At 43.9% G+C, this 2,211-nt stretch carries 2 protein-coding genes; both read right to left on the bottom strand.

The window, feature by feature from the left end:
* Window positions 1-89 precede the first annotated feature (89 nt).
* Complete coding sequence (gene istB, locus AB5062_RS22545) at window positions 90-845, bottom strand: IS21-like element helper ATPase IstB (RefSeq protein ID WP_004288784.1); 756 nt, start codon at window positions 843-845, stop codon at window positions 90-92.
* A gap of 11 nt (window positions 846-856) precedes the next feature.
* On the bottom strand, window positions 857-2,211 hold a 1,355-nt coding region (gene istA / locus AB5062_RS22550), incomplete at its 5' end, for an IS21 family transposase (protein ID WP_368331277.1).

Genomic DNA, 2,211 nt, shown 5'->3' on the forward strand with positions numbered 1-2,211 from the left:
TGTAGATACTAATTGAAAAGTGCGCTGTATTCTAATTGAAAAGAGCTCCATCCATAACTTGTTACAAAATTACTATAAGTTTAAAATATTCATTTATCTTGTCTCATTTTTTGTGTTTCCTTAAGCCTATAAGACAGTCCGGTCATATTAACCAGATAAGCTTTATGTGTAAGCCTGTCAACCATTGCCGCCACAAGCACCTTGTCCTTTATGATTTCATTCCATCTGTTAAAAGCCAAATTAGTAGTAATGATTGTAGCCTTTTTTCCGGCTCTTAACGACAGGTGGTTAAAAAGCAGTTCTCCTCCTTCCTTGTCACAACTGACATATCCGAACTCATCACAGATGACCAGATCGTATTTTTCAAACCTTAATTGTAGCGTCCTCAGTGTCTTTGCTGATTTAGCCTCCCTTATCTGGGTAAGCAGGACCGGCACTGAAGTAAACAATACGGTAAAGTCCTGTTGGCAGGCCTTTATTCCCAAAGCCGTAGCAATATGCGTCTTTCCCGTTCCCGGATTTCCATACAGGACCAGGTTTCTTCCCTGTCTGATGAAGTCCAGTGTCTCCAATTCAGGTAATATTACCTGTGCCTCTTTGGGCATGTCTTCCATAACAAGCTCATGCAGATACTTCATTTGTGGAAATCCCGCAGATCTTATCCTTGATCTTCTTCTACACTCCCTTCTCCTGGCGCTTTCCTTTCCAAGCAATTCCGTCAAGAACTGCAGATGGTTCCAGTTTTCTTCAGCTGCCAATGAAAGGGTGCATTCCAGTTCCTCTTTAAAGGCCAGAAGCTTCAGTTCTGCAGCATAGTCATAAATGGTTTCTTTTTCTGATTTCATATATTATAAACTTAAATGGTTGGTATTATATCATGCACTTCATTGTATCCTGTCATGAGCGCCGTGATGCCTTCAAGCATATCCACAGCTTCTCTTTCTATATTCTCCTGTTGTGCCGGGAGAACAGGCGGTTCCATGGTTTCTTCTGTCTCTCCCTGTACGCTACCATGCAGCATGGCCTTTACCTGGTCCGGAGATATCTTTCTGACACCACGTCCGGTCAGCTCCTTGCATGCCGTGACAATGTCCGTTCCGGAAAATCCATTTTTTCGGGCATAGTCCAGCAACAGAACAAACGTCCTGTTGTCCTCCTTGAAATGGATGTCATACAGCCTTCTCAGTTCTTCCGGTGCTCTTTGCCAAACCACAGAGTGGGGCAATGCCCCCGGTTTACGGGAAAGTGTACGCAAATAGTGCTCCAGCTTGATGCACCAGTCTCCACCGCAATAACTGCGTTGATGAGAGGCCACTTTCTCCTTCCCGTACAGGATGACGATTTTTTCACTATAAACCTTGACATGTACTTTTTCTCCCACAAGAGAATCAGGTACGGAATAATGAACATTTTTCATGCTGATAGTTGACCATTTATCCACAATGTACTCATAGACCTCAAAACAGCCCAGATTACCGGGAAAAGGCTTCAGCGATGACAGGTCAGCTTCCAGGCGTGATGTTTTCTCCGCTGTTGAAAGACTGCCTTGCTCGTTGTTGACCTGCATACATACCCGGTTTAAATGCTCCTGGGCAGAATGTATATCACCAAAATGGTCTGTCAGGCAGAAAGCTTTCCTTCTGACATATTCCACGCTGCGCTCCACATGTCCTTTCTCCCATCCGGCCCGTACATTACAGAAACGGTACTCAAAACAATAGAAACCGGACATCTTCATCAAAGCTTCTGTAGGTTTCTTATCACCACCGACAAAGCTCTTGACGGCTACACGCATATTGTCATAGACCATCATGGCGGGGACACCATGTATATCCCTGAAAAAGTTACGGTGGGATTCCATGAAGGCAAGCGTATTCTGATGCCTGAAAAGATAGGCGTATCTGCCATTGCTATGCCCGAAAGTGAATACGGCCAGATAAAACTTGGTTTTGACGCCGTCAATAAAAAGAAGAACTTCACCCCAGTCAAACTCGGCAATGCATCCAGGCTCATAGAACAACCGGATAAAGGCTTCGCTCTTTTTCTTCTCTTTGTATGACTCTATATTTTTTATATAACTGCATACTGTGGCGTAACTGATGGTGTATCCTTGAGATAACAGAAACTGGTGGATATCCTTTTTCAACATGCGCTGTTTGCGAAGTCCGGTAGCTATCTTAACGGCATTCTTCTTCAGGCAAAATCCTATCT

It is taken from the genome of Phocaeicola sp. RTP21359st1_B8_RTP21360_211022 (genome assembly GCF_040911965.1).
Taxonomy (GTDB): Bacteria; Bacteroidota; Bacteroidia; order Bacteroidales; family Bacteroidaceae; genus Phocaeicola; species Phocaeicola vulgatus.